Raw genomic sequence first — 23,115 nt, forward strand, 5'->3', positions numbered from 1 at the left:
GATACAAATTGAGTTCAATTAAGGATTTGTGGAACAACAAAGGTATTCTCTATAATATGTCAAAGTCAGATTTTAAGAGTAGATTCTCTGGTTCATATTTTGGTGTTTTTTGGGCAATCATTCAACCTTTGATGACCATTTTAATTTTTTGGTTTGTTTTCCAAGTTGGATTTCGAGCACAACCCATATCAAATGCACCTTTTATACTTTGGCTGTGTGCTGCCATGATTCCTTGGAACTTTTTCAGTGATGCGATTATCAATTCAACTGGTGCGTTTACAAGCTATTCTTTTGTTGTAAAAAAACTTGTCTTCAAAGTTAGCTTACTACCACTTGTCAAAATAATCGCCTCATTTTTCCTAAATTTAGCATTTAACCTTCTACTGATTATTATATTTTCAATATATGGATATTTCCCAGGTATTCACTTGATTGATATCCTATACTATAATATTTGTATTTTTATGCTTGTAACAGTAGTTGCTTATTTCATTTCAACACTTAATGTTTTCTTCAGAGATACTTCGCAAATCATAGGTATATTGCTTCAGTTCGGCATATGGCTTACACCAATTATGTGGGAAGAATCGGTGATTCCTGAGAAATATCGTTGGTTTATTAAGTTAAACCCAATTTATTACATTGTTAATGGATATAGAGAAGCCTTAATCAATCACAATTGGTTTTTTGCTCATCCAAGACAAACCTTTTACTTTTGGTTCGTTGTAATTGTTATTGGATGGATCGGAATCAGTTTTTTCAAGAAAATGAAGCCACATTTTGCAGATGTGTTGTAAAACGGAGGTAGAAATATTTGGATACCTTAATTGAGGTTAACAGTGTGTCAAAAGTTTACAAGCTTTATAATCATCCCATGGATCGCGTCAAGGAAGTATTTTCCAAAAAAAAATATCACCGAAAATTTCACGCCGTTGATAATATGTCCCTAAATGTAAAACGAGGTGAAACTGTTGGCATTATAGGTAAAAACGGTTCCGGAAAGTCTACTCTTCTTAAAATGATTACTGGCGTTCTTACCCCAACGAGTGGAAGTATTGATGTTAAGGGAAATATATCTGCTCTTCTTGAGTTGGGAGCGGGCTTCAACGGTGATCTCTCTGGTCTTGAAAACATTTATCTTAATGGAACATTACTGGGCTATTCTAAAGAATATGTAGAGAAAAGTCTTGATGCCATTCTTGAATTTGCTGATATTGGTGAATTCATTCATCAGCCAGTCAAGACATACTCAAGCGGCATGTTTGTAAGACTTGCTTTTGCAATAGCAATAAATATTAATCCAGAAATTCTCATTGTCGACGAAGCGTTAAGTGTAGGTGATATGAGATTTCAACAAAAATGTTATCGCAAAATAAGAGAAATCAAAAAAAACGGGACAGTATTGTTCGTCAGTCATGATACTGGGGTACTTGCAAGCTTTTGTGATCGTATTATATGGATGGATGGCGGCCGAATTTTTAAAGAGGGTCGACCTGACAAAATACTTGATGAATATCAGGCATTCATGAGCTATGATATTAAAGAAATGCAAGCTGTCACCAGTTATTCAGCCGAAATTGATAATGAAATATCTGGAGAAAGTAACAGTTCATTTTCAAATTCAAAAGCACAAGCTTTTGGAAATGGAGACGGTTTTTTTCAATCTATACGTTTGTTAAACTATGAGAGTGGCCATGTTGCCACCACCGTGACTGGCGGTGATCAAGTTCTTATAGATTTTTCATTAAATATTAAAAAAGATATCGATATGCCAATTCTAGGTTTCACCTTAAAGGATGCTCTTGGAAGTCCCGTTATTGTAACTAACTCTCATTTTGAAAAAAAATCACTTCAACCTTTCAAGGGTGGTCAAGTTTATCATTTCCAATTCTCAATGAGCTTCCCTTATCTACGGAGTGGGAAATACTCGCTTGATATCGCTTTTGCAAATGGTACTTATCAAGCTCATGAACAAGTACAATGGATTAACGATGCATTGATAATCGTCGTAAGAGACCCTCGTCCATATCAAGAGGGCCGTGGCTATCTTGTGCCGCAAGGAATAGAAATCAATCAAATCTTATAGAGGTGCACCCATATGTTTTTCAAGACGAAGGCAAAAATTAACCAGGACTTAAAAGTGTCGGTAATTATTCCTTTATATAACCACGAAAATTTCATTAAAGAAGCTATCACTAGTGTTTTAAACCAAACCTATAAAAACATTGAACTAATTGTTATTGATGATGGATCTCGAGACAATTCTCTAGCGATAGCAAAATCTTTTGAAGATGATAGAATTCAAGTACTGACTCAACAGAACCAAGGCGCCCATTATACAATCAATCGTGGCCTGGAACTTGCAACAGGCGACTTTCTAACCATACTTAATTCGGATGACATATACGAGAAAAATCGCATTGAAAAGTGCGTAGGATATTTAATTCAACATCCTCATGTTCATTTGGTTTGCACATATATTAAAATTATTGATCATTCAGGTAAAACACTTGGAATTAAAGAGGGATGGAAGAACATGGAGCCTTGGCCCATCCCTAACAAGAGTAAATCTTATGCTGGCAGTAATAATTTTTCCAGAAATTTATTAGTCTCAAATTTTATATCGACTACAAGCAATATGGTATTTACTAAAAAACTCTATCAAGAGATTGGCGGAATGCGAAACTTAAGATTTGCCCATGATTGGGATTTTGCCCTACGCGCAGCTGAGTATGGGGAGTGTTCAATTCTTGAGGAGGCGTTAATTAAATATAGAATTCATGAAACAAATACAATCAGTTCTAACCGGAAACATATGCTGTTTGAAATTTGTTGGATCTACGCAGCTAATCTTCCCCGATTTGAAAGTCACTTAATCTTACAAGAAAGTTCAAAAGAAGAATTGGAACAATTAGCTGAGTCTATAAATTTGCAAGGCAATGATAAATTATTATGGATTCTTCGATCTTCATTTAACGCAAGCCAAAAAAGAGGAGTTAAAGATTATGAACTCGCTTTTTTAGAGAACAAGGAATTAAGGGAATCGCTTTTTAAGTATATTGTAGAATAATTTCTATATTCCAACAAAGGAGATCAAAAAGTTGGCTAATCCAGTATACGGTAAAAAGGCGGCTCAGTCGAGAAATGCCGAAAAGATACCCGACTCGCTATGGGTGTTGGTTATTGGTTTTATTCTATTTTTGGTATGGGCCCCATTTCAAGTGGGATTATTTAACGGACAGCAGGTTGATTTCGAGAAGCCCCTCTATATCTCGGCCATTATTGGCAGTCTCATGGTCATTGTGTGGGCCGCTATCTACTACAAAAGATTCAAGCTGGAGGATCAGCGGGACCTTCTCGCGCTTGCCGTGCTCCTGCTTCCGCTGACGTACTTCTTGTCGCTCTTTGTCGCCTCTTCTCACTATATGGCGGTCAATATGCTCCTAATCCAGTGTATGTACGCTGCACTATTTATTGTAAGTCTCTACCTTCTTAGACAAAAACAAGTTAATGGTATCATACAAACCGCCATATTAACAGTGGCTTACCTGACAGTCTGGTTCGGTCTGATGAACTGGCTGGGCGCCTGGAACGTGGCTGGCGGAGTGGTTGGCTGGTTCTCCAACACGGTCAAGGCGGGCAAATATCTGGATGCAGTAATGACAGACTCTAACGGTCTGCGCCTGACTTCGATATTTCAGTATGCCAATACATACGCCGCGTTCCTGATGGCTTTCCTGTTCGTGGCCGTATTCGCCTTAATCCGGGCAAAAAAATGGTACGGTACGGTGACTCACGGCTTTATGCTTGTTCCGATTATTGTATCACTGCTCCTGACGCTATCCCGGGGCGGTCTGGTTATGCTGCCGGTGGTATTCGTTCTGCTGCTTCTCTTCCAAAAGCCGTCTCGACAAATTTTGTGGATTATTCATCTTATTGTAGCTGCTGTAGTGTCGCTGGCTGTCATCAACAAGGTAACGTCTATAGGCGAACGTCTGGCGGCAGTTCCCGATGCATCTGCGGCAGTTGAAGGCTGGGCTTGGCTGCTTATAGCCTCTGCTATAACAGCGGCTATAAGCTGGGCTGTGCAGCGCTTCGCGGCCCCTTGGCTTGACAAGCGGCTGGAAGGCTGGAGCACACGTAAATTATCCAATCTGTGGCTGCCGATAGGGGCAACCGTGCTGGTAGCTATTGCTGCATTTCTGCTGATCGGCACCAGCGTTCGCAGCATTTTGCCTGCCAATATCGAGACTCGTCTCGAAAATATCAACTTCCAACAGCATAGCGTTCTGGAACGCTTCACCTTCTATAAGGATGCAGTCAAGGTAGCAAAAGACTACCCAATACTGGGTGCGGGCGGCGGCGGCTGGGCTGCCCTCTATGAGAAGTACCAGAACAACCCTTATACTAGCCGTCAGGCGCATAACTTTTTCCTTCAATATTTGATTGAAGTCGGAATTTTGGGCTTCATCGTATTTATGGGATTCATTTTGTTCGTATTCTACAAATACATCAAGGGATACATCCGGAATAAGGATCAGGATGATTTCAACAATGGGTTCTTCTATCTGATTATTGCTCTGTCCATTCTGCTGCATAGTGTACTGGACTTCAATATGAGCTACGCATTCATGGGATTGCTAGTGTTTATCGGACTTGCGGGAATGGCTGAAGCGATGGACCGTAAGCCTCTCTCTAATAAATGGACCGCAAGCGGATTACGCTTTGGATATTTAGCAGTAGTGTGTATCGCCGCGATTGCTGTGTTCTTCGTGTCGATTCGCAATATCAGCTCAGCCAACGCGGCTGCTGAAGCCAAGGCTGTCGTACAGATCAGCACATCCTATGAGGAGATAAAGACTCCTCTGGCGAAGGCACTGAAGAACCGTCCGGGGCATCCCGAATCGGTCATTCTGCTGGCCTCCCTGGATAACCAGGTATACAAGCAGACGAAAAATGAACAATTTGCTGCCGAATCCCTGGCGGTGCTGCAGCGCGGCTTGAAGGACGAGCCTAACAACAAGCAGATGCAGCAGCAGCTGATCACGCTGTATGATCTCCAAGGCAAGAGCGAGGAGTCTTACGCCGTATACCGGGATAATGCAGGCAAATATATCTGGGATATTGAGTGGTATGAGCCACTGATTACACGCTCCTTCAATTTGGGCAACGCCGCCTATCAGCAAAAGGATACGACCAAGGAGCAGCAGTATTTCCAGACCGGGCTTGCCGCTTATGAGCATGTCGTGGATGGAGTTGCATTTTTGAAGACTCTGCCTCCCGGACAGCTCCAGGGCAGACCGTTCTCGGTGACGCCGCTGATCGCCCTGAGCGCTGGAAAAATGCAGCTCATGACAGGCAAGACAGCGGAGGCTGCCACCACTTTCAAGCAAGGACTTACAGAAGACTTCTCGGATGCGACCAACAAGGAAGTCGCTCGGAATTATCTTGCCGCCCTGCAAAAACAGGGACAGCAGGATCAGGCTGTGTATGACAAGTTAATCCAGTCTGATGCCTCGGAAAAGGCAAAAATTGACGAGATTGCGGCAACGCAATACTAAATTAATGTAACCTGAATAAAGTTTAGTCATAGAAAAGAGCGCCTGCGAAAAACGCGGCGCTCTTTCTGTGCTGTTCATAGCAAATCGAATCAGTCTGTAATCACCGTTCCCAAACGGTCGGCTTCCAGAAGTGCCTCCAGCACACCCTCCGGTTTAACCTGAAAGGGCATGTTATGCATAGGCTCCGTTTCAGCGCAGCTTCCTTCAGCCAGAAGACGTAAACGGCCCATATCGGCTCTATCCAAGTGCAGCTGTTTCAGCGTCGTCGGAAGTCCGACTCTCTGGCAGAAGGCAATCGCTTCCTGAATTTCAGCAGTTTCCGCTTTCTCAAGCACAAGCTGGACTAGTGTTCCGAAAGCGACCTTTTCGCCATGCAGAATCGGACGCGTCTCTTCCAGACCTGTCATTGCGTTATGAATCGCATGCGCGGCGGCCAATCCTCCGCTCTCAAATCCAATTCCGCTGAGGTAGATATTTGCCTCAATGATATTCTCCACGGCTTCGGACAGAACGCCGTTCTCGGCATCCAGCTTGGCCTGCAGGCCATAGGAGAGCAACGTATCACGGCAGGCCTGTGCCAAAGCGTAAGCCGCAATTGCGCTTGTGTCCTTCTTCTGAGCTTCGGCTGCTCTCCGGCAGGCTCTTGCCTCATAGAAGGTTGATAACGCATCACCCATGCCGGCGACAAGCAGGCGAACCGGCGCTTTGGCCACCAGCTCGGTGTCAACGACGACGAGGTTTGGATTGGTCCTTAGCTGCAAATAGCGGTCCATCCGTCCATCATCCGTGTACAGGACGGAAATCGCACTGCAAGGGGCATCTGTTGAAGCGACGGTTGGTACAACGATGAGCGGAAGCCCGGCATAATAACCAACAGCTTTGGCAACATCCAGTGTTTTACCCCCGCCGATACCGACGATTATATCCGATCCAATCTCCCGCATCGTATCTGCTATCGCCTGAACTTCGCGCTGACTGCACTCGCCGGTAAATGGATGCAGTTGGTAAGGAAAATCATTTTCCAGGAAACCCGAAATAATGTTGTTCTCATAATTTGATACAACAAAGGCATCGGCAATAACGTAAGCTCTGGTGCCCCCCGCCTCGCCGCAGTAACGGGAAAGACGCCGGATTTCGCCTCTTCCCTGTATGTATTTTGCCGGCGACATGATGCTTCTACTCATCAGTATTCACTCCTTACAGAATCGTATGATCATATGTATGGATTGTCCAAGCAAAAAGGCAGTCCGGGACACTTTCCCGGGCTGCCGTATCGTGATGGTAAGCTAACAAAATTATGGAGTCTTGCCGGACTTCTTGTGCTCTTCTTGCTCAATCACATCTTTGAGATAAACCAGGAGATCTTCTTTCAACTCTTCATACTGCAGAGCATAATGGATTGTGGTCTGAATAAAGCCCAGTTTCTCTCCGACATCATGACGATCCCCTTCAAAGTGATAGGCCAAAATCCGTTCCGCCTCGCTCAGTTTGGAGATCGCATCCGTAAGCTGAATCTCTCCTCCGACGCCAGCCTGCTGCTCACCCAACAGGTCGAAAATCCGCGGCGTCAAAATGTATCGGCCGAGAATTGCCAGATTGGAAGGTGCTTCTTCCTTCTTAGGCTTCTCCACAAGCCGGTTGGCCCGGTACACGCGCTCAGCAAGTTCTGTGCCGTCCACGACGCCGTAGCGGGAGACTTCTTCCCACGGCACTGGCTGTACACCAACGATTGAGGACTTATATTCATCAAAGACCTCCATCATCTGCTTAAGGCATGGCTTATCAGACTCGACGATATCATCCCCGAGAAGAACGGCAAACGGCTCGTTGCCAATAAATTTGCGCGCGCACCAGATCGCGTGTCCGAGACCTTTGGGCTCTTTTTGCCGGATATAGTGAATGTCTGCCATCTCGGACGACTTGCGGACCGAATTCAAGAGCTCCCATTTCTGCTTCTCCGCCAGATTGAACTCCAGCTCAAACGAGTTGTCGAAGTGGTCCTCAATCGCCCGCTTCCCTTTACCGGTTACGATGATAATATCTTCAATTCCGGAAGCGACCGCTTCCTCCACAATGTACTGGATGGTCGGCTTATCCACGATGGGGAGCATTTCCTTGGGCATTGCCTTCGTTGCCGGCAGAAAGCGGGTGCCGAGACCCGCAGCCGGTATAATCGCTTTGCGAATTTTGGCCATGGTCGAACTCCTTTAGTCAAAACATATTATGTATCTGTACAAAGCCAAACCCTCTCGCTTGGCACTCATAGACCTATTATATCAGCTTACACAGTGGATTGTCAGATTGAATCCCCCTCAACCCAGATTATGTATTCCCCACTGATCCGATACAGTCTTCATTCATTTTCACAAGGATAAACACCCGGTGGCGTCCTTTGACGCCATGTGTTTACCGAGAAATAGAAGTCTGTGATAGGCGCTCAGCTTATACATTCTTCTATTTTGAAAAAAAGCCGTTCCAAGCGGCAGGACTGCCTCTGAAACGGCTTCTAACGGTTTCTTTAGTTTCCTATTTCACCAATTGGCCCCGGGTAACTCCGAGCTGGTTCGTCGCTTTCAGCGTCTTCCAGACCTTCGTGCCAGAAATTTCGCCGCGCAGCGCCCGGCTGTACAAGTCAATAACCTCTTCGACCTGCTCAGGCGTCTCTTCCAGGAACTCTACCCGGAAGGATGATACGCCAAGCTCGCGGAAGTTGCTCAAATATTCGGCGCCGGACTGTTCAATGGCGTTATAGACAGTGTTCCGGCAGCCCTCGTCAACCCGTACCGGATGGGACATGCCGATCCGGTCCTGCAAGGATGCACGGTGGCTCTCGCAAGGACGACCGCAGTTCGTGTAGTCCGTTCCTTCGCTCATGAAAGTGCAGTACACGCAGTGCTCCGTATGGAACATCGGGAGATGCTGATGGATCACCACTTCCACCTTCGATGTGCGGCTGCGCTCCAGCAGGTCGACCATCTGCTGGATGTTAAGGTCATAGGATGGCGTAACGATATCACAGCCTGCTTCCAGGAACAAATCCACCGCTTTATGATTCGCAATATTTAGCGAGAAGTCACCGATCAGCACCGGATGCACGGCGTCCGGCTCTTCCCGGCGGCGGCGCAGATAATAATACAGCGCGCCGGTATTGCGGACCAGCACCGCATCGGGCTGAAGCCGCAAAATGTTGGCATGATAGCCGTTCTCGCCGGGCATATGGATGCGCGGGGTAGCCAGCGCAATCTTCGCACCCGCCGCCCGAACGGCCTCCACCGCTGCCGGGAACTGCTTGATGAATTCGAAGTCGGCGTAGATGAAGCCTACGCCGGCCTTCAGCGCAGCCTCCACCTGCGGGAGGCTGCGGCACAGCGCGGTGAGCTGCGCTCCACCGCGCAGGCCCGTACCGCCCGCGCCTAGCGGGGCGGCTAAACCGGCGCCGCGCACAGCCGCGTCGCCGTACACCTCTGCCGCCCGTTTCACATAGACGGGCGGCTTCGGGCGCTCGCCCGCAAGGAGCTCCACCGCACGGCGGCGGATGCCATTCAGCTCGCGCATCGGCACAATGACGCCGCCTTCCAGCTCGGCGTCCAGCGCCTCCAGCTGGAAGAGCGTCCCGCCCAGTCGGCCGAACTGCTCTTCCAGCAGCGCGGCGTCCATCGGGCGCTTGTTCGCCGTCTCCAGCAGCAGCTCGGAATCGACGCGGACCGTGACGCCCTTCTGGACGTCGGTCCACCAGGTCGCGAGCGGCTCGCCGGCCCGGCCCGATGCCTTCACATGAACCGGGAACACCCGGTAGGGCTTCTCGGTCTCAAAGGTCTGGCGCAGGCTCTTGTCCAGCGCCGGATCATTCGTCTTCCAGATCCGGTCGCCGACATGGAGACGGTTCAGGGCGACATCACTGCGCCCCGGAATGATATCGACGATCCAGCCTTCCTCCGCTTCGCCTTCCAGCTTGACGCCTTTACGGCGAAGGTCGTAGATACGGCCGCCTTCTTCCTTCTTGGTTGGATCACCCGCATCAAATACAATACCGTCGCCGCGTTTGATCGGCGCCTCGATTTTGCAGACCACGCCGTCGCGCAGAATCTGCTCTACCGTACCGACATACACGCCGCGGCTCTTGGGGAACGTCCCGTCAACAAGCTTCTTGTTGTTGGTGCCTTCCAGGAAACCATGCGTGAATCCGCGCGAGAAGCTCTGCTGCAGCTCCCGCATTTCCTCAGTCGAAGGAGCGGACCATACGCCGTCAAAATGCCGGTCAATTGCCCTGCGGTATTTGCCCACCACATTGGCTACATACTCCGGACTTTTCAGTCGTCCTTCAATCTTGAAGGAGGTGACACCTGCTTCGATCAATTCCGGAATCAGGTCAATGGCCGCCAAGTCCTTCGGTGACAGCAGATAGGCGACATCGCCCATCGGTTTCACCTCGCCGTCAACCACCAGATCATACGGCAACCGGCAGGCCTGGGCACATTCGCCACGGTTGGCGGAACGTCCACCCCACATTTCCGAAGTCAGACACTGACCCGAATAAGAGACGCATAGCGCACCGTGTACGAACACCTCCATCGGTAGACGTGCCTGATCGCCGATCGCCCGGATTTGCTTCAGGTTGTTCTCACGGCCCAGAACGACGCGTTCCATATCAAATGGCTTCGTGAATTCGACCGCTTCCGGCGAGGTAATCGTCATCTGGGTCGATCCGTGAATCGGAAAGTCCGGCGATATTTCACGTATCAGCTTCACAAGCCCGAGATCCTGCACAATAACGGCATCCACACCGGCGTCAATGCAAGCGTCGATAAGCTCTTTGGCATCTTGAAGCTCATTTTCAAATACCAGAATATTAAAGGTCAGAAATCCTTTGACTCCGTAACTATGCAAAAATCCCATAATCTCCGGCAGCTCGTCCATCCGGAAATTATTTGCTCTTGCCCGGGCGTTGAACTTCTCCACCCCAAAATACACGGCATCAGCACCGTTCGCCACTGCGGCGCGCATGCAGTCCCAATCGCCCGCCGGAGCGAGCAGCTCGACATCTTCTCTGCGGATTTCCCGCTCTTGCTCTATCATTTATATCCTCCCAAACCGCCCTGCGGCGGATCTTGAATATCAAGCTCTGTCCAATCCAATCCGTCTAAAAACTAAAGTAAACAACGACTTCTATAACTTATCTATTATAGCAAATATCACACTCGCCTGCTATATGAACACCTTGAACATGACCTGTTAAACTTTACTTTTTCTGGGTTTCAATCGAAACCGATACAAAAAAGAGGAAACTTGGTTGGACAGCCAGCCGATCTTTTGCGTAAAATGGAACTATCTGAATTCATTTATATATCCTAAAAGGGAGAGCTGACTCTAAAATGAAAGGTATTATTCTTGCAGGCGGCAGCGGCACCCGCCTTTATCCCTTGACGATGGTCACAAGCAAACAACTGCTGCCGATTTATGACAAGCCGATGATTTACTATCCCTTATCCACCCTTATGCTGGCGGGAATTCGGGAGATCCTGATTATCTCCACTCCGGAAGATACACCAAGATTTGAGAGTCTGCTTGGAGACGGTTCGCAGTTCGGCGTCTCTTTTCAATACAAGGTGCAGCCGAGCCCGGACGGCCTTGCTCAGGCTTTTATTCTGGGCGAGGATTTCATCGGGAACGACTCGGTCGCCATGGTGCTGGGAGACAATATTTACTATGGCGCCGGTATGCGCCAAATTTTGAAGCGCACTTCCGAGAAGCCGAGCGGCGCCACCATCTTCGGCTATCACGTTCAGGACCCTGAGCGGTTCGGTGTCGTGGAGTTCGCCGAGGACGGCAAAGTCCTCAGCATCGAGGAGAAGCCGGCTTACCCGAAATCGAATTACGCGGTTACGGGGCTTTATTTTTACGATAACCGGGTTATCTCTATCGCGAAAAACGTGCGGCCGTCGGCGCGCGGAGAGCTTGAAATTACGTCCATCAATGAAGAATATTTGCGGATGGGCGAACTTGATGTGGAACTTCTGGGTCGCGGATACACCTGGCTCGATACCGGAACGCATCAAAGTCTCGTGGATGCCACGAATTTTGTACGGACGATCGAGGATCACCAGGGCATCAAAATCGCAGCTCCCGAGGAGATTGCATATATTAACGGATGGATCACGGAGACGCAGCTCCTGAGCTGCGGTGAGAAGCTGAGCAAGACCGGATACGGTCAGTACTTGATCAAGGTAGCCAAAGGGAAGATCATCTATTAATTGCGGAAAGAGTGAATCAAGATGAAAGTGATGAAGACTAATCTCGAGGGCGTTCTGATCGTCGAACCCGCCGTATTTGGCGACCATCGCGGATGGTTTATGGAGACGTACACCAAATCCAAATTTCTCGAGCATGGCATTGACCAGGATTTTGTGCAGGATAATCAGTCTTATTCGGCGGTAAAAGGCACGCTTCGCGGCCTGCATTTCCAGCTGAACCCCAAAGCGCAGAGCAAGCTGGTACGGTGTACGCGCGGCAGCATTTTTGATGTGGCCGTTGACATCCGTCAGGGCAGCCCGAGCTACGGCAAATGGTTCGGCCTGGAACTCTCCGCTGAGAACAAGAAACAGCTGCTCATTCCAAAAGGCTTCGCCCATGGATTTATGACGCTGACGGAGGACGTGGAGGTTCAGTACAAATGCGACGAGCTGTACGCGCCCGAGTGCGACGGCGGCATTCTGTGGAATGATCCCGACATTGGCATTGAGTGGCCGATCGATGTCGTCCCTGTGCTGTCTGCAAAGGACGAGAACGCCCCGCTGCTGAAGGACGCCAAGCTTAATTTTGTATATAACGGATAGTCGTTTTTTTGAAAAATAGCACAGCCAAGAAGCCAGATGACCTTCGCTCCGCTCGATGCGGCCCGGAGGTCTTTATTCTTTTTATGACGATCTATTAGCAGAGGTTTTACAACCCATCAGCAACCCTTATAGCAAATATACCTTACCTCACATACGCATACGGTTCCGTCTGGTACGATCAACAATAACACAGCAGAGCCGTCGGATTTGACCGAGAAAAAGGAGAGTTTACTATGGCGTATGAAGCATTTTGGAAAGAGGACAGCGACAAGCTGTCGGCATTTGAGAAGGTCAAGCTGCAAAAGGACGGTCTGGACATGATCCGCGCCATCATTGAACGCTACGCACATCAGGGTTTTGACTCGATTCCTGCGGATGACCTGGATCTGTTCAAATGGGCTGGCGTGTATCAACAGAAGCCGAAGACCGGCCATTTCATGATGCGGGTCCGCATCAATACCGGAATTATGACCTCCGATCAGGCCCGGACCCTGGCGGAGATTTCGCGACTATACGGCAGAGGGCTGGCCGATATTACGACGCGGCAGGCTGTCCAGTTCCACTGGCTGACGGTCGAGAATTTCCCTGATATTTTCAAACGGCTGGAAGAGGTCGGATTATATTCTTTTGAAGCTTGCGGCGATTGCCCGCGCACGATTGTCGGCAACCCGCTGGCCGGGATCGATAAAGACGAGCTGCTGGACACTAAAGCGCTGGTTGACGAAGTGAACAGCTTCTTCGTGCTGAACCGTGATTTCTCTAATCTTCCGCGCAAGCTGAAAATGTCCATCTCGGCCAATCCATACAACAACGCCCATGCGGAGATTAATGATTTGGCTTTCACTCCAGCGGTCAAGGTGATCGATGGACAGGAAGTCGTCGGCTTCCACGTTATGGTAGGCGGCGGGCTGTCAGCCAAGCCCCATTTAGCGCAGAAGCTTGATATCTTTGTTGTGCCGGACAAGGTACTGCGTGTAGCTGAAGGCGTCGCCACGATCTTCCGCGATTTCGGCTACCGCGAGAAGCGGAACCATGCCCGGTTGAAATTTCTCATCGCCGATTGGGGAGCCGAGAAGTTCAAGGACAGGCTGATTGAGCTGATCGGAGATCTGCCTCCCCGCGGCGAAGATAAGACGGCCGGCTGGCAGGCCGCTTTTTTCGATGGTGTGCATCCGCAGCCGCAGCCTGGCCTGAATTATGTCGGCCTGAATGTGCCGGTTGGACGGCTCAGTGCGGATGAGCTGGCCGGGCTTGCGGAGCTTGCCGATGCTTTCGGCGATGGTACTGTCCGTACCACCATGTCTCAGAATGCGATTTTGAGCGGCGTGCCGGACGATAAGGTAGATGAGTTGCTGGCAGCTCCGCTGCTTCAACGCCTGTCCCCTTCTGCGAAGCCGTTCATCAGCCGGACCGTCGCCTGCACCGGCAATGAATTCTGCAATCTGGCCCTGGTTGAGACGAAGAAACGAGCCGTCTCCATCGCTGAATACCTGGATGAGCACCTCGAGCTCGACGAGAAAATCCGGCTGCACGTGATCGGCTGCCCCAATGCCTGCGGTCAGAAGCAGATTGCGGATATCGGCCTGCAGGGCGCGCTGGTCAAGACGCCGGAGGGCATGGCGGAGGCGTTTGACCTTGCCATTGGCGGAACGCTGGGCGGCGGGGATGCCGGACCGGCGGCCAAATTCGCGCTGCCGCTGAAAGGCCGCGTACCTGCGAGCGAGATTGCAGGCGTGCTGGAACAACTGCTGCTGTTCTACAAGAATGAGCGGCAGGAAGACGAAGGCTTCCACGCCTTAACTGAGCGGGTTGGCGTTCCGGTATTCCAGGAAAAGCTGAACGAGATTCTTGCCGTTCGGGCATAAAGAACAGGAAGTGATACAAAAAACAGCTCCAATCCCGGCTAATGCTCTTCAGGATTGAAGCTGTTCGTATTGCTAGGTCAGCCAGAAACTTCTGGTTGGCCTATTTGGGTTTGGAGTAACTGAGCTGGATGGGTTTATCCACCCGGCGCTTCAAGGCTATGCCACCCTGGCGACCAGGATAGCGGTAGCCCAAGCGCGCAGTTCCTTGGTCCGGTTGACCGGTCGCTTATTTCGCCTCGGCTGTCTGAAGATCCAAGGCTTCCGTCCGCTCCGTATCCCGCAGCAGCACCGGCTTCAAATATTTTCCGGTATACGAGTCCGGAACCTCGATAATCTGCTCCGGTGTACCGGTCGCAATCACCGTTCCGCCGCCACTTCCGCCTTCCGGCCCCATGTCAATAAGATAATCCGCCGTCTTGATCACATCGAGGTTATGCTCGATGACCAGAACGGATTCGCCGGATTCCACCAGCCGATGCAGCACTTCAAGCAGGCGGCCGATGTCATCTACATGCAGGCCGGTCGTCGGCTCGTCCAGAATGTACAGCGTCTTGCCTGTGCTTCTGCGGTACAGCTCCGAAGCAAGCTTGACGCGCTGGGCCTCCCCGCCGGAAAGCGTCGTTCCCGGCTGACCTAGCTTGATATATCCTAGGCCTACATCCAGCAAGGTTTGCAGCTTGCGGTGAATCTTCGGGATGTTCTGGAAGAACTCCGTTCCGTCTTCCACCGTCATTTCTAGGACGTCTGCAATGCTCTTGCCTTTATATTTCACTTCCAGCGTCTCCCGGTTGTAGCGTTTGCCTTTGCAGACCTCGCAAGGCACGTAGACGTCGGGCAGGAAGTGCATTTCGATCTTGATGATACCGTCACCCCGGCATGCTTCGCAGCGCCCGCCTTTGACGTTAAAGCTGAAGCGGCCCTTCTGGAAGCCCCGGACCTTCGCTTCGTTTGTCTTGGCGAACAGATCGCGGATATCATCGAATACGCCGGTATAGGTAGCCGGGTTGGAGCGCGGGGTCCGGCCGATCGGAGACTGGTCGATATCGATGACCTTGTCCAGATGGTCCAGACCACGGATTTCCTTGTGAAGTCCGGGACGCACCTTAACGGCCCTGTTCAGTTCTCTCGCCAGGCTCTTGTACAGAATCTCGTTGACGAGCGACGATTTGCCGGAGCCCGAAACGCCGGTTACCGCCGTGAAGACACCAAGCGGAATTTTGACATTGACGTTCTTCAGGTTGTTCTCCCTGGCTCCCCGGACTTCCAGCCAGCGTCCGTCCGTAACGCGACGTTTGAGAGGGACCGGGATAAACTTGCGTCCGCTAAGATATTCGCCGGTCAAAGAGTTCGGATCGTTCATGATCTCCTGCGGTGTCCCTTGAGCAATCACCTGGCCGCCGTGAATGCCCGCTCCCGGACCGATATCGATGATATAATCACAGGCCAGCATCGTATCCTCGTCATGCTCGACGACGATCAGAGTGTTGCCGAGGTCTCGCATATGCGCCAGCGTTGAAATCAGCCGGTCGTTGTCACGCTGATGCAGGCCAATGCTGGGCTCGTCCAGGATATAGAGTACGCCCATCAGGCTCGAGCCAATCTGCGTAGCAAGCCTGATGCGCTGCGCCTCGCCGCCCGACAGCGATCCGGCCGAACGGCTGAGAGTCAAGTAATTGAGACCGACATTGACGAGGAAGCCGAGACGGCTGCTGATTTCTTTGAGAATCAGATTGGCAATGGCTGCTTCTTTCTCGGTCAGACTTAGCTCGCCAAAGAACTTCTGGCCGTCGCCGATCGACAAATCCGTTACATCAGCAATGTTCTTGTCGCCAACTGTTACCGCCAGGATTTCCCGCTTCAGACGTTTGCCCTTGCAGGTCGGGCAAGGCTTGGCGCTCATAAAGCCTTCGATAAATTCCCGAATGCCCTCCGACGCCGTCTCGCGGTATCGCCGTTCCAGATTGGGAATGATGCCCTCAAAGGGAACCATGGCCTCCTTGCTCTGGCCGAAGTCATTCTCATACTTGAAACGAATGCGTTCGGTGCCTGTACCGTGAAGCAGCTTGTTCATCTGCTCGGGGGTCAGCTCGCTAACCGGCACATCCTGCGGAATATGAAAGTGCTGGCACACCGACTTGAGAAATTGCGGATAATAGTTGGAGGTGCTTCCGGTCCAGGCCAGGAAAGCCCCGTCCTCGATCGACTTGCCCATATCCGGAATCAGCAGGTCGGGATCGACGATCATCTGGGCGCCGAGTCCGTCGCATTCCGGGCACGCGCCGAACGGGCTGTTGAACGAGAACATGCGGGGCGCCAGCTCTTCCATGCTGAACCCGCAGATTGGGCAGGCGAAGCTGGAGCTGAACAGCAGCTCTTCCTGTCCAATAATATCGACCAGTATTTTGCCTCCGGACAGCTTCAGCGCCGTCTCGATGGAGTCCGTCAATCGGGACTCGATATCCTCTTTGATGACAATCCGGTCGACCACGACTTCTATCGTGTGCTTCTTGTTCTTCTCCAGCTCAATCTCCTCGGACAGGTCACGCAGCTCGCCGTCCACACGGACACGGACAAAACCCTGCTTCGAGATATCGGTGAACAAGCCCTTGTGCTCGCCTTTGCGTCCGGATATAACCGGTGCCAGGATCTGCAGCCGCGTCTTTTCGGGATACTGCAAGATCCGGTCCACCATTTGCTCCACGGTCTGTGACGTAATCTCAATGCCGTGGTCCGGGCAGTGCGGATGACCAATCCGGGCGAACAGCAGCCGCAAATAGTCATAAATCTCGGTCACCGTACCGACGGTAGACCGGGGGTTGCGGCTCGTCGTCTTCTGGTCGATGGAAATGGCCGGAGACAGACCGTCGATCGAATCGACATCAGGCTTCTCCATCTGGCCCAGGAACTGGCGGGCATAAGCCGAGAGCGACTCCACATACCGCCGCTGGCCTTCTGCGTAAATCGTGTCGAACGCCAGCGACGATTTGCCGGAACCGCTCAGCCCCGTCAGCACGACAAAGCGGTCGCGGGGTATCGTAACGTCGATGTTCTTGAGATTATGGGCTCTCGCGCCCTTGATTACAATATTCTCGTTCGCCAACGGTTATCTCTCCTCTGTAATTGTGACTCACCCTCCCAAACCCTCCCGGCGGGAGGGCCCCAAGGGCTCCGCCCTCTGGACACCCGCAAATTTATTGGCGTGGTGCGGGAGGGCGGCGCTGTTTAGTTACGTGTATGGAATGAGCCGCTTATCCCTGCGGGACCGCTCGAACGACGGCGCTCGCGAGATCGACGCATTGGGGCTGCTGCCTGCTGTGACCCGCTGTCCCTTCGGGATGCGCTGGACGTCTCACGGGGCGGCGCGCTTTATGCTACTTCCTGCTGTGACCCGCTGTCCCTTCGGGATGCGCTGGACGTCTCACGGGGTGGCGCGCTTTCTGCTGCTGCCTGCTGTGACCCGCTGTCCCTGCGGGATGTGCTGGACGTCTCACGGGGCGGCGCAGTTTCTGCTACTTCCTGCTGTGACCCGCTGTCCCTTCGGGATGCGCTGGACGTCTCTTGGGGTAGCGCGGTTTATGCTACTACCTGCCGTGACCCGCTGTCCCTTCGGGATGCGCTGGGCATCTCTTGGGGCGGCGCAGTTTCTGCTACTTCCTGCAGTGACCCGCTGTCCCTGCGGGATGTGCTAGACGTCTCTTGGGGCGGCGCAGTTTCTGCTACTTCCTGCTGTGACCCGCTGTCCCTGCGGGATGTGCTAGACGTCTCTTGGGGCGGCGCAGTTTCTGCTACTTCCTGCTGTGACCCGCTGTCCCTTCGGGATGCGCTGGACGTCTCTTGGGACGGCGCGCTTTCTGCTACTCCCTGCTGTGACCCGCTGTCCCTTCGGGATGCGCTGGACGTCTCTTGAGGCGGCGCGATTCCTGCTACTTCCTGCTGTGACCCGCTGTCCCTTCGGGATGCGCTGGACGTTGTGACAAAAGCACGAAGAACGGCCTGATAACAGCGCCGTTCATATCATGCAGGGAATCTATCGCGATGTAGTCAGCGTTATTATTCGGCGCGCAGCTCCAGCAGCGCGTCGCGGAGCTCGGCGGCGCGTTCGAACTGAAGGTTCTTGGCGGCCTCTTTCATTTCGGCCTCCAGGCGCTGCATCAGCGTCTGGCGTTCCTTCTTGTTCATCTTGCCGGAAGCGCCGGTCAGATAGTCGGCCTTGGACTCGGCTACCTTCGTTGCCTCGATGACGTCGCGTACCTTCTTGTGGATCGTCTGCGGCGTAATGCCATGCTCTTCATTGTAGGCGGTCTGGATGGAGCGGCGGCGCTGGGTTTCGGTGATCGCCTTATCCATCGATTCGGTAATGTTGTCGCCGTACATGATGACCTTGCCTTCGGAGTTCCGCGCCGCCCGGCCGATCGTCTGGATCAGCGATCGTTCGGAACGGAGGAAGCCCTCCTTATCGGCATCCAGTATCGTAACGAGCGATACCTCCGGCAGGTCGAGGCCCTCTCTCAGCAAGTTAATGCCGACGAGGACATGAAATGTGCCAAGGCGCAGATCGCGCAAAATTGCGATCCGCTCCAGCGTCTTGATGTCGGAGTGAAGGTAACGGACCTTGATGCCGATATCCTTAAGGTAATCGGTAAGATCCTCCGCCATCTTCTTCGTCAGCGTCGTAACGAGAACGCGTTCGTCGCGGTCGATGCGCTCGCGGATTTCGCCGATGAGATCGTCGATCTGTCCCTCTGTGGGACGAACCTCGATAATCGGGTCCAATAGACCTGTCGGCCGGATAATCTGCTCGACCATCGTATCGCAGTGCTCCAGCTCGTAAGGTCCAGGAGTAGCGGATACATAGACGATCTGCTTCACCTTGTCCTCGAACTCCTCGAATCTCAGCGGGCGGTTATCGAGCGCCGACGGCAGGCGGAAGCCATGCTCGACCAGCACGGTCTTCCGCGCCTGGTCGCCGTTGTACATCGCCCGGATCTGCGGCAGCGTGACATGCGACTCGTCGATGACGATCAGCATATCGTCCGGGAAATAATCCAGCAGCGTGTATGGCGTCGCGCCGCGTTCGCGAAAGGTCAGCGGTCCGGAATAGTTCTCGATTCCGGAGCAGAAGCCGACCTCGTTCATCATCTCGATGTCATACCGGGTCCGCTGCTCCAGCCGCTGGGCTTCCAGCAGCTTCCCGGCCCCACGCAGCGCTGCCAGCCGTTCCTCCAGCTCGCGCTCGATATTCTTAAGCGCAACGCGCATCGTCTCTTCCTGCGTCACGAAGTGAGACGCCGGGAAGATGGCGACATGATCACGCTCGCCGATCAGCTCGCCGGTCAGCACGTCGATCTCGGTGATCCGCTCGATCTCGTCGCCGAACAGCTCTACGCGGATGGCGTGCTCCCCTTGGGAAGCGGGGAAAATCTCAATGACATCGCCGCGCACCCGGAAGGTGCCGCGGACGAAATTGAGATCATTCCGCTGATACTGGATATCGACCAGCCGGCTCAAAATCTGATTCCGCGGCTTCTCCATGCCAACCCAGAGAGAGAGCAGCAGGCTGCCGTATTCCTGCGGCGATCCGAGGCCGTAAATACAGGATACGCTCGCCACGATGATGACGTCCCTCCGCTCGAACAGCGAGCTCGTCGCGGAGTGGCGCAGCTTATCGATCTCTTCGTTGATGCTGGAATCCTTCTCTATATAAGTATCCGAAGAAGGGATGTAAGCCTCCGGCTGATAGTAATCATAGTAGCTGACAAAATAATCGACCGAGTTCTGCGGAAAAAACTCCTTGAACTCGCTCGCCAGCTGCGCGGCCAGCGTCTTGTTGTGCGCGATGACCAGCGTCGGTCTGTTCACTTTGGCGATCATCTGCGCAATGGTGAACGTCTTGCCCGTTCCCGTGGCGCCCAGCAGTGTCTGATGCTTCTTGCCCTGCTTCAGCCCTTCCACCAGCTCGGCAATGGCGCGGGGCTGGTCGCCTTGGGGTGTGTACTCGGACTCCAGATTGAAGGTCTTTGTACTGACGACAATATCATTCATTTGCCCGTCTCCCCCTAATCGTCTAAAATATATGAAAGCGTCAAATGCTGGATCATATCAGCAATATAAGAATGTTTGTTCCCGTCAATTATACATGCCTTCCGTCTATCATGCAAACCTAATTATAAAGGAGAAACTTTCATGGATCTCACCTCTATCATCGGCATTCTGGCCGGAATCGCCGCACTGGTCGGCGGCTTTTTTTGGGAAGGCGGACGGATTACCGGCCTTCTGCAATGGAACGCCGCTCTGATCGTCATCGGAGGAACCGTCGCGGCCGTTATGATCAGCTTTCCCGCCCGGACCCTTCGCGGCATCCCGGCGGCGCTTGGCATGGCTTTCAGACGCAGCCCGGACCGCCTCGAGGAGCTGGTAGAGGAAATGGTCGAAATGGCGACCCTTTCCCGCCGTAACGGTATGCTGGCTCTGGAGCCAAGGGCGGACAGCCACCCCGACCCTTTTACCAGTGAAGGGCTGCGGCTAATCGTCGACGGCACCGATCCCGAACAGGTTCGGCAAATCCTGGAGTTCGAGATGGACTCGGAGGAGCAGAAGCATGAGAGCGGCGCCAAGCTGTTCGAAGCCGCGGGCGGCTATGCGCCGACCATGGGAATCATCGGCACCGTCATGGGACTTATCCGCGTGCTCGGGAATCTGACTGATCCTTCGCATCTCGGCCCCTCGATCGCGGTGGCCTTCACGGCCACCCTGTACGGCGTTGCCAGCGCCAATCTTCTGTTCCTTCCCATCGCCTCCAAGATCAGAGCGCGCGGGCAGCTGCGGGTACAGGAGATGGAAATGCTGCTCATCGGCATCCTTTCCGTACAGAATGGCGATCACCCCAATCTCGTCCGCAAGAAGCTCTCCACCTTCCTGAACCGCGAAACCCCGGGCCGGACGCCTGCAGAGGCGCGGCTATGAGACAGCGAAGAAGCGTCACCCGGGGACGGGAGGGACGGGATGGCCATAACCGCTGGATGATTACATACGCTGATTTGATCACGCTTCTGCTAATTTTCTTTGTGATTCTGTTTGCGATGAGCAGCCTCGATCAGGAAAAATACGGGAACGTCATCTCCTCGCTTCAGCGCTCGTTCCAAACTGGAAGCGGCCTTCTGGACGGCGGGAATGGACTGCTGAGCGGCCAAAAGGGAAAGGACAACGGACAAGGCTCCGAGGCCCTGTCCTCGGCCCAGCCTTCCGCCACACCGGATGGAAGCAAGAGCGGTGCATCACCAACCGCCGCGCCGGAAGCTACGGCTTCCCCCTCGCAGCGCGAACTGGCCTTCCGCCAGCAGGAAGCCAAGCTGGCCCAGCTGATGAACGTCATTACCCAATATGTAGCGGACAATAATCTTGGCGATCAGATCTTTGTCGCGGACAAGCCCCAGGGCATCACCATCACGCTCAGCGACCGCTTTCTGTTCGATGTCGGCAGGGCCGACCTGAAGCCTGACGCGCAGCCCGCATTGCACCAGCTGTCAGGCCTGTTTCGGGACATCTCTGCGGTGATCAGCATTGAGGGACACACCGACAACACGCCGGTGCTGCCCTCCTCTCCATACCGGGACAATTGGCAGCTGTCGGGTGAACGCGCCCAGTCTGTGCTCCGCTTTTTCCTTGAAAAAGAAAGACTCAGTGCCAGCCGGTTCCAGTACGCGGGTTATGCCGATACGCGGCCGGCTGCCGACAACAGTACCGCCAGCGGACGCCAGAAGAACCGGCGCGTGGAGATCATTGTGCTGCGTCAGCTGCAGAGCGAATAGAGTGGTAAATACATACTGCTAGTATCGGCCGGAACTCACCAAAGTAGACCTCCGGCAGACCCAAAAAGCCACAAAAGAAAGACGGATTCCAGGTAGTACCGGATTGGACTACGCTTTGAAATCCGTCTTTTTACGTTGACCCGCAATGCCTCATAGCAGGAAAAACTTGCAGAATGCGGAAATTGAAAGAGGAAAGGAGCTGATGAAGCCATGTCTTCCCCATTCCGCCCGCTATCCAGCTCGAAGCTGTGGAAATATCTTATGAATATCGCCATTCTGCCCTGGATCGGTATCATCTTTCAGGTCATCCTGCTGCTGTTCATATACACCTTCGGGACATTCCTGCTGTGGAGCTCGCCCCGCTTATTCTGGGAACTGCCGTCTGGCCTGCCGACTGGAAGCACCCTGATTGAAATGCGGATCTGGATGCTGGCCTTCGGCTTCGTCTATGCGCTCGTCTGGTGCGGCTATTGGCTGATTGCTGCGGAGCTGAACAGTTCCAATCGCATCACGGCTTATATCGTCCATGTGCTGGCGGCCTGGCTGCCGCTGATCGCTATCGTATTCTGGGCGAATCCCGCTAGCAACCCGGATGCTATGATCCCCATCTCGCAGGGCGAGGTCACTTTTAAACTGGCTCTCGCCATGATCGCAGCCGCTCTCTTCCCCTTCTACTCCGCCGCAGTCTATGGCCTTCTGATCGTCCGCCCGGCAAAAAGAATCCGCAAAGGCACGAGACTTCTGGCAATCTGGGCCTTGTTCGCAGCCGCCGCCCTTTGGTTGTTCCCGGTATTCTGGAGGCTGGCTCCCGAGATTTTCCCCGGAATCGCCGGCTTTCCCGTCAAATAATCGGTTTCGGCACACCAGCCTCGGCAAATATCATGAATTTCAGCAGACATCATGTATTTCAAGAAACATTACATATTTCAAGAGACATCACGTATTTCAAGAAGCATCACGTTCCGCAAAACATAGCAAAGCAGGCCCCATGTCCACCCGCAATCGAATCATGCGAAAACGAATTTGCCGGAGGGGAGCCTGCCGTCTT

At 52.5% G+C, this 23,115-nt stretch carries 16 protein-coding genes; 11 read left to right on the forward strand and 5 right to left on the reverse strand.

Annotation, left to right across the window (positions count from 1 at the left end):
• Nucleotides 1-8 precede the first annotated feature (8 nt).
• The 4 genes from PSTEL_RS23615 to PSTEL_RS23630 are packed head-to-tail and all read left to right on the forward strand — an operon-like array spanning nucleotide 9 to nucleotide 5,561.
• Nucleotides 9-797 carry an ABC transporter permease gene (locus PSTEL_RS23615; protein WP_038699138.1) on the forward strand — a complete coding sequence of 263 codons (789 nt, stop codon included), beginning with the start codon at nucleotides 9-11 and terminating at the stop codon, nucleotides 795-797.
• Nucleotides 798-814: 17 nt separating this feature from the next.
• Nucleotides 815-2,086, forward strand: coding sequence for an ABC transporter ATP-binding protein (locus tag PSTEL_RS23620; RefSeq protein ID WP_038699140.1), 1,272 nt, complete (start codon nucleotides 815-817; stop codon nucleotides 2,084-2,086).
• 12 nt (nucleotides 2,087-2,098) lie between these two features.
• Nucleotides 2,099-3,070, forward strand: coding sequence for a glycosyltransferase (locus PSTEL_RS23625; RefSeq protein ID WP_038699142.1), 972 nt, complete (start codon nucleotides 2,099-2,101; stop codon nucleotides 3,068-3,070).
• 31 nt (nucleotides 3,071-3,101) lie between these two features.
• On the forward strand, nucleotides 3,102-5,561 hold the full coding sequence (locus PSTEL_RS23630; protein ID WP_038699144.1) for an O-antigen ligase family protein: 2,460 nt from the start codon (nucleotides 3,102-3,104) through the stop codon (nucleotides 5,559-5,561).
• An 89-nt stretch (nucleotides 5,562-5,650) separates the two neighbouring features.
• On the opposite strand, the gene PSTEL_RS23635 is transcribed toward PSTEL_RS23630, so the two are convergent.
• From PSTEL_RS23635 to PSTEL_RS23645, 3 genes are all read right to left on the reverse strand, one after another.
• Nucleotides 5,651-6,745, reverse strand: coding sequence for a glycerol dehydrogenase (locus PSTEL_RS23635; protein ID WP_038699146.1), 1,095 nt, complete (start codon nucleotides 6,743-6,745; stop codon nucleotides 5,651-5,653).
• A 111-nt stretch (nucleotides 6,746-6,856) separates the two neighbouring features.
• Complete coding sequence (gene galU / locus PSTEL_RS23640) at nucleotides 6,857-7,756, reverse strand: UTP--glucose-1-phosphate uridylyltransferase GalU (RefSeq protein WP_038699148.1); 900 nt, start codon at nucleotides 7,754-7,756, stop codon at nucleotides 6,857-6,859.
• Nucleotides 7,757-8,087: 331 nt separating this feature from the next.
• Nucleotides 8,088-10,637 carry a U32 family peptidase gene (locus tag PSTEL_RS23645; protein WP_038699150.1) on the reverse strand — a complete coding sequence of 850 codons (2,550 nt, stop codon included), beginning with the start codon at nucleotides 10,635-10,637 and terminating at the stop codon, nucleotides 8,088-8,090.
• 296 nt (nucleotides 10,638-10,933) lie between these two features.
• Here PSTEL_RS23645 and rfbA point away from each other — a divergent pair, with 296 nt between their 5' ends.
• The 3 genes from rfbA to PSTEL_RS23660 all read left to right on the forward strand — a co-directional run bounded on the left by rfbA (nucleotide 10,934) and on the right by PSTEL_RS23660 (nucleotide 14,259).
• Complete coding sequence (gene rfbA / locus PSTEL_RS23650) at nucleotides 10,934-11,812, forward strand: glucose-1-phosphate thymidylyltransferase RfbA (protein ID WP_038699152.1); 879 nt, start codon at nucleotides 10,934-10,936, stop codon at nucleotides 11,810-11,812.
• A gap of 21 nt (nucleotides 11,813-11,833) precedes the next feature.
• Complete coding sequence (gene rfbC, locus PSTEL_RS23655; RefSeq protein WP_038699154.1) at nucleotides 11,834-12,394, forward strand: dTDP-4-dehydrorhamnose 3,5-epimerase; 561 nt, start codon at nucleotides 11,834-11,836, stop codon at nucleotides 12,392-12,394.
• 233 nt (nucleotides 12,395-12,627) lie between these two features.
• Nucleotides 12,628-14,259 carry a nitrite/sulfite reductase gene (locus PSTEL_RS23660; RefSeq protein WP_038699156.1) on the forward strand — a complete coding sequence of 544 codons (1,632 nt, stop codon included), beginning with the start codon at nucleotides 12,628-12,630 and terminating at the stop codon, nucleotides 14,257-14,259.
• Between the two features lie 226 nt (nucleotides 14,260-14,485).
• Here the strand turns inward: PSTEL_RS23660 and uvrA are convergent, their stop codons facing one another.
• Nucleotides 14,486-17,359: an excinuclease ABC subunit UvrA gene (uvrA, locus tag PSTEL_RS23665; RefSeq protein WP_038699158.1), complete on the reverse strand. Its 2,874-nt coding sequence runs from the start codon at nucleotides 17,357-17,359 to the stop codon at nucleotides 14,486-14,488.
• 375 nt (nucleotides 17,360-17,734) lie between these two features.
• Between uvrA and PSTEL_RS27770 the strand changes: the two genes are divergently transcribed.
• A complete protein-coding gene (locus PSTEL_RS27770; RefSeq protein ID WP_156995948.1) occupies nucleotides 17,735-18,166 on the forward strand; it encodes a hypothetical protein in 432 nt (143 codons plus the stop codon).
• Between the two features lie 143 nt (nucleotides 18,167-18,309).
• On the opposite strand, the gene uvrB is transcribed toward PSTEL_RS27770, so the two are convergent.
• Nucleotides 18,310-20,301, reverse strand: a complete 1,992-nt coding sequence (uvrB, locus tag PSTEL_RS23670; RefSeq protein ID WP_038699160.1) for an excinuclease ABC subunit UvrB — start codon at nucleotides 20,299-20,301, stop codon at nucleotides 18,310-18,312.
• A 141-nt stretch (nucleotides 20,302-20,442) separates the two neighbouring features.
• Here uvrB and PSTEL_RS23675 point away from each other — a divergent pair, with 141 nt between their 5' ends.
• The 3 genes from PSTEL_RS23675 to PSTEL_RS23685 all read left to right on the forward strand — a co-directional run bounded on the left by PSTEL_RS23675 (nucleotide 20,443) and on the right by PSTEL_RS23685 (nucleotide 22,916).
• A complete protein-coding gene (locus tag PSTEL_RS23675; protein ID WP_052098911.1) occupies nucleotides 20,443-21,222 on the forward strand; it encodes a flagellar motor protein in 780 nt (259 codons plus the stop codon).
• Entirely contained in the window at nucleotides 21,219-22,067 is an 849-nt protein-coding gene (locus PSTEL_RS23680; protein WP_038699162.1) for a flagellar motor protein MotB, read from the forward strand. The genes PSTEL_RS23675 and PSTEL_RS23680 overlap by 4 nt, the downstream gene beginning before the upstream one ends.
• 210 nt (nucleotides 22,068-22,277) lie before the next feature.
• Nucleotides 22,278-22,916, forward strand: coding sequence for a hypothetical protein (locus tag PSTEL_RS23685; protein WP_038699164.1), 639 nt, complete (start codon nucleotides 22,278-22,280; stop codon nucleotides 22,914-22,916).
• The last annotated feature ends 199 nt before the right edge of the window (nucleotides 22,917-23,115 follow it).

The organism is Paenibacillus stellifer, assembly GCF_000758685.1.
GTDB lineage: Bacteria > Bacillota > Bacilli > Paenibacillales > Paenibacillaceae > Paenibacillus_AQ > Paenibacillus_AQ stellifer.

What these genes read in the sequence shown, in the direction of transcription:
- PSTEL_RS23625 (WP_038699142.1), top strand. Translation starts at nt 2,099, where the DNA reads ATGTTTTTCAAGACGAAGGCAAAAATTAACCAGGACTTAAAAGTGTCG.
- PSTEL_RS23635 (WP_038699146.1), bottom strand. Translation starts at nt 6,745, where the DNA reads ATGAGTAGAAGCATCATGTCGCCGGCAAAATACATACAGGGAAGAGGC.
- galU (WP_038699148.1), bottom strand. Translation starts at nt 7,756, where the DNA reads ATGGCCAAAATTCGCAAAGCGATTATACCGGCTGCGGGTCTCGGCACC.
- PSTEL_RS23645 (WP_038699150.1), bottom strand. Translation starts at nt 10,637, where the DNA reads ATGATAGAGCAAGAGCGGGAAATCCGCAGAGAAGATGTCGAGCTGCTC.
- rfbA (WP_038699152.1), top strand. Translation starts at nt 10,934, where the DNA reads ATGAAAGGTATTATTCTTGCAGGCGGCAGCGGCACCCGCCTTTATCCC.
- rfbC (WP_038699154.1), top strand. Translation starts at nt 11,834, where the DNA reads ATGAAAGTGATGAAGACTAATCTCGAGGGCGTTCTGATCGTCGAACCC.
- PSTEL_RS23660 (WP_038699156.1), top strand. Translation starts at nt 12,628, where the DNA reads ATGGCGTATGAAGCATTTTGGAAAGAGGACAGCGACAAGCTGTCGGCA.
- uvrB (WP_038699160.1), bottom strand. Translation starts at nt 20,301, where the DNA reads ATGAATGATATTGTCGTCAGTACAAAGACCTTCAATCTGGAGTCCGAG.
- PSTEL_RS23675 (WP_052098911.1), top strand. Translation starts at nt 20,443, where the DNA reads ATGGATCTCACCTCTATCATCGGCATTCTGGCCGGAATCGCCGCACTG.
- PSTEL_RS23680 (WP_038699162.1), top strand. Translation starts at nt 21,219, where the DNA reads ATGAGACAGCGAAGAAGCGTCACCCGGGGACGGGAGGGACGGGATGGC.
- PSTEL_RS23685 (WP_038699164.1), top strand. Translation starts at nt 22,278, where the DNA reads ATGTCTTCCCCATTCCGCCCGCTATCCAGCTCGAAGCTGTGGAAATAT.